At 64.9% G+C, this 4,207-nt stretch carries 3 protein-coding genes; all 3 read right to left on the reverse strand.

Going from position 1 to position 4,207, the window contains the following annotated elements; all coding sequences use genetic code 11:
* Window positions 1–493: Mur ligase domain-containing protein (locus DBR22_RS24950; RefSeq protein ID WP_258229365.1), on the reverse strand; the 493-nt coding region annotated here is incomplete at its 3' end.
* Between the two features lie 6 nt (window positions 494–499).
* Window positions 500–2,152 (reverse strand): UDP-N-acetylmuramoyl-L-alanyl-D-glutamate--2,6-diaminopimelate ligase, encoded by a 1,653-nt coding sequence (locus tag DBR22_RS21455; protein WP_108600659.1) that lies wholly within the window; start codon window positions 2,150–2,152, stop codon window positions 500–502.
* A gap of 86 nt (window positions 2,153–2,238) precedes the next feature.
* The gene (locus DBR22_RS21460) at window positions 2,239–4,035 is read right to left on the reverse strand and encodes a peptidoglycan D,D-transpeptidase FtsI family protein (protein ID WP_181365281.1); all 1,797 of its coding nucleotides are present in this window, start codon (window positions 4,033–4,035) and stop codon (window positions 2,239–2,241) included.
* Window positions 4,036–4,207 lie beyond the last annotated feature (172 nt).

The following is a 4,207-nucleotide window of genomic DNA, read 5'->3' on the forward strand; positions in this document are numbered from 1 at the left end:
CCGCATCCGCCCCGAAGACGGTCAGCGGAACTCCCACCTCGCCGTTGTAGGATCCCTGCGGCGCAACGGTTGGGCCCTGCTGCGTGAGTATCCCTGCAAGGAGGTCTTTGGTGGTGGTTTTGCCGGCGGAACCGGTGATGCCGATGACAGTAAGGACACCGTTGGCTGCAGCCTTGGCCGCACGGATGCGGCGCACTGCCTCGGCAGCGAGCGCGCCCATCGCCAGGACGGCATCCTTGACCAGGATCGCGGGGTACTGCTCACCATCGGCACCCGTCACCGGGCGCTCCGCGAGAACAAGCACCGCACCGCGGCTGAACGCCGCTGCGACAAAGTCGTGGCCGTCAGCGTTTTCGCCGGGTTTTGCAACGTAGAGCGACCCGGGGGCCGCCTCACGGGAATCGGTAACTACCGAAAGAGGGGTGATCCCGGGATCGGCGTCCAGGCGGCCGTTTGTGATTTCGGCGATTTCCGCCGCAGTAAATGCAATCATCTCGGTCTAGGACTCTATCCGGTCGTCTGGAAGAACGGTGAATCCCCTGGCTGTCAAGGCGTTCCGGAGTTCCACCCGGTCATCGAGCGCAAGGTTGACACCTTTGACTTCCTGCCAGACCTCGTGTCCGCGGCCGGCCACCAGGATGGTGTCGCTCGGATCGGCCAGTTCAACAGCGCGTTGGATGGCGGCATCGCGGGGATATACTTCCTCGATCACACTCTCCAACGGCTCCTGCTCGAGGGCAGCCCTGGCACCCGCCATGACGTCTGCCCTGATGGCTGCCGGGTCTTCATCGTGGGGGTCATCGTCCGTGATGATCACAACGTCTGCAAGCCGCGCAGCGATAGCTCCCATGGCTGGCCGTTTGCCTTGGTCCCGTTGACCGGTGGCGCCGAAAACAACTATCACCCTGGAGCCGGGCACCGGCGACCGGACGGCTTGCAGAGCCCGGGCCAGGGCATCAGTGTTGTGGGCAAAGTCGACCACGGCGGCCGGCGCGTCCGAAATCAGCTGCATCCTGCCCGGCACCGCCACGGTGAAGGGATCGTGGGAATTCAGGGCCGCCTGCACGGCGGCGGCGTCCACCCCGCTGGCCAGCACCATCACAGTGGCCAGTGCCGCATTGGCCACGTTGAAGGTACCGGGCAGCCCGGTGTGGACCTGCAGCGCAGTGCCGTCAGGGCCGCGCAGGGTGAAATCGGATCCCAGCCCGCGGGCGGCAATCTCCGCGACCCGCCAGTCGGCGTCTTCGCGCGAAAGATCGCCGCCGGAAACGGTGGCGAGGGTGGTGACCGGGATCCCGGCTGTGGCGGCAAGCCTTCGGCCCCAGTCGTCGTCGACCGTTACTACGGCGGCACGGGCGCGCTGCGGCGTGAACAGCTCGGCCTTGGTGGCGAAGTAGTCTTCCATGGTCCCGTGGAGGTCCAGGTGGTCCTGCGTCAGGTTGGTGAACCCCGCGACATCGAAGAGCACACCGTCCACCCGTTGGAAGGACACGGCATGGGAGGACACTTCCATCGACGCAGCGTCCAGACCTCTTTCCCGCATCAGTGCCAGCAGCCCATGGACATCCGTTGATTCGGGGGTGGTCAGCAGGCTGGGAATCGGCTGCCCGCCGGCAAGAATCTCGATGGTTCCGATCAGGCCGGTCTTCTGCCCGAGGGAGCGAAGCAGGGCGTTGATGAAATACGTGGTGGTGGTCTTTCCGTTGGTGCCCGTCACGCCGAAGAGACGCAAGGGCCGCCCGGCGGACGGCTGGCTCCGGTAGATCAGGGCTGAGAGCGGCCCCACGACGTTTCGCGGTGCGTCAACCACCAGGACGGGGACGGAAGTGTCCGCTGACAGTGCCAGGAGCCGCGCACCGGCGTCGTCCGTGAGAATCGCCACCGCTCCCCGGTCCACCGCCTGTGACACGAAGTCAGCGCCATGGCGGGCGGCACCGGGCAGCGCCACGTACAGGTCTCCGTGCTCCACGGTGCGGGAGTTCAGCGAAATACCGGTGACGCTGATCCCGGCCGACGAACCCGGCACCGGGACACCGAGTGCTTCCCCAATGCTGTCCAGACGGACCGCAGCTACGGCTGTGGGCCTGAACCGGCCGGCGGGGGTTTCCCCTTCCGGCGCGCTGTGGCTGCCAGGTTCGTTCTGGTGTGACAAAAGGATCTCCGATGGTGCTAGTGGATCGTGCCCGCAGGAATCGGCTTCCGGTACGGGCGCGGTGGGAACTGCTGCCTGGCGTGGTGCTACTTGGCGAACTGCGGCAGCCTGGCCGGTTCGCCCGTGGACGGCTGGACGTTGTAGGTGCGCAGGGCCTGGCTCATCACCGAGCGGAACACCGGCCCCTGCGTGATGCCGTAGATGTCGCCCTTCGGACGCTGCAGCACCACCTCAACAATAAACCGAGGGTCATCCATCGGTGCCATCCCTACGATTGAAGCGGTGTACCCGCAGAAGCCTGACTTGCCGTCGTCGCACGGCGATTCGGATGTTCCCGTTTTTGCTCCAACCCGATAACCGTCGATGGCCGCGTCCTTGATCTGCCCTTCAGTGACGGCACTTTCCAGGATGTCCTGAACCTGCTGGGCGGTGTTGTCGGAGACCACCTGGCGGGAAGGCTGCGGGGCCACCTTCTCCTCCTTGCCGTCAGCGGTGACGTAGGCATCGATGAGCCTGGGCTGGAGCATGACGCCGTTGTTGGCGATCGTCTGGAATGCCCGCACTGTTTGAAGCGTCGACTGCGAAACGCCCTGGCCGAAGAGGACAGTGAACTCCTGGCGTCCGTCCCACTGGTCAGCAGGGGTGAGGATGCCGGCGGCCGTGGCGGGGAGGCCGATGTCCGGGGCCTCACCGATGCCGAACTTCCTGAGCCAGTCGTATCTTTGTTCCTTGGTGAGCCGCTCTCCGGCCATTACGGTCCCCGTGTTCATGGACCAGCCAAGGATCCCGGCCAGCGTGCGCTCTTCGGTGCCGTGGGCAAAGGAGTCCGTGAAGCTCTGGCCGTTCACCGTGTAGGAAGGACCGAGCGTGAACGTATCCAGGGGGCTGGCCTTTCCCTCCTCAATCAATGCAGCGGCAGTGATCATCTTCTGCACCGATCCGGGCTCGTAGGCAGCAGTCACCGAGCGAACGCCACGGTCCTTCGCCGCCACTCTTCCGGGATCGTTAGGGTCCGGGGAGTTGGTGTCTGCCATCGCGACGATGTTGCCGGTCTTGGCGTCCATCACCGTAATGACGCCCCATTCGGCCCCCTGCTTGTCCGACTGGCTCTGGATGGCCTGCTGGGCGAAATACTGGAGGTCGGCGTTGAGGGTCAGCCTGACGTCTTTGCCGTCCTCAGGCGGGGTCAGTTCATCCACACCGACGGGGATGCGCAGGCCGTCGGCGCCGATTTCGAAAAGCCGCTTCCCGTCCACGCCGCGCAGCAACTCATCCTGGGTCTGTTCGATTCCCGCCTGGCCAGTGCTGCCGTCCTGGAGGAAACCGATGATCCCGCCTGCTACGGACCCGTTGGGGTAAACCCGCTTGCTCACGCCTTCAGTGACGATGCCGGGGATCTGGAGCTTGGAGATCCGGTCTTCAACGTCCGGCTTCAGGTCCTTAGCCACAATGTAGTACTTGGATTCTCCGGTGACGGCCTTCCGGAGATCCTCAGAGTCCGTTCCAAGGACAGCCGCGAGTTCGCTGATGCCCTGGTCCCGGCTGACTTCCACCAGCTTGTCCTGGCCCTCCACCAAGCGCCAGAACTTCTCCGTCTTCGTGTTGGTGACCTGGTCCACCACCAGGTTGTACCGGATCAGGCTGTTGGCCAGCACCACGCCATTGGCGTCCAGGATGCTACCGCGCTCGGCAGGCAGGGAGGTCTCACGCATCCGGTAATCGAGCGCTGCCGCGGCCATTCCGCCGACGTCGAGCCCTTGGACCATAAAGAGTTTCCCGCCCACGACCAGCAGGAGGGTCAGCATGATCCCCAGGCCGAGGCGGAGCCGCTTGGTGGCGTTGGGCACCTTGCCGCTTTTTGCTTTGCCGGTCTTCTGCGCCACCGTGATTTCCTTGCTGCTCGCCTTGTTGACTGCCTGATGCCTGACTGATTGCCTGGTGGGAGCCCGGCGGTCTGACGTGCTGCCTGGCGGCTGTTGCCAGCTACTGGCCGGGCACCTTTTGTTCCGGGGCCGGGACCGAGCCGCCGTGGAGTTCTGCGGCCGGTGCTGGTGG

Source organism: Arthrobacter sp. HMWF013, assembly GCF_003061105.1.
Classification (GTDB): domain Bacteria; phylum Actinomycetota; class Actinomycetes; order Actinomycetales; family Micrococcaceae; genus Arthrobacter.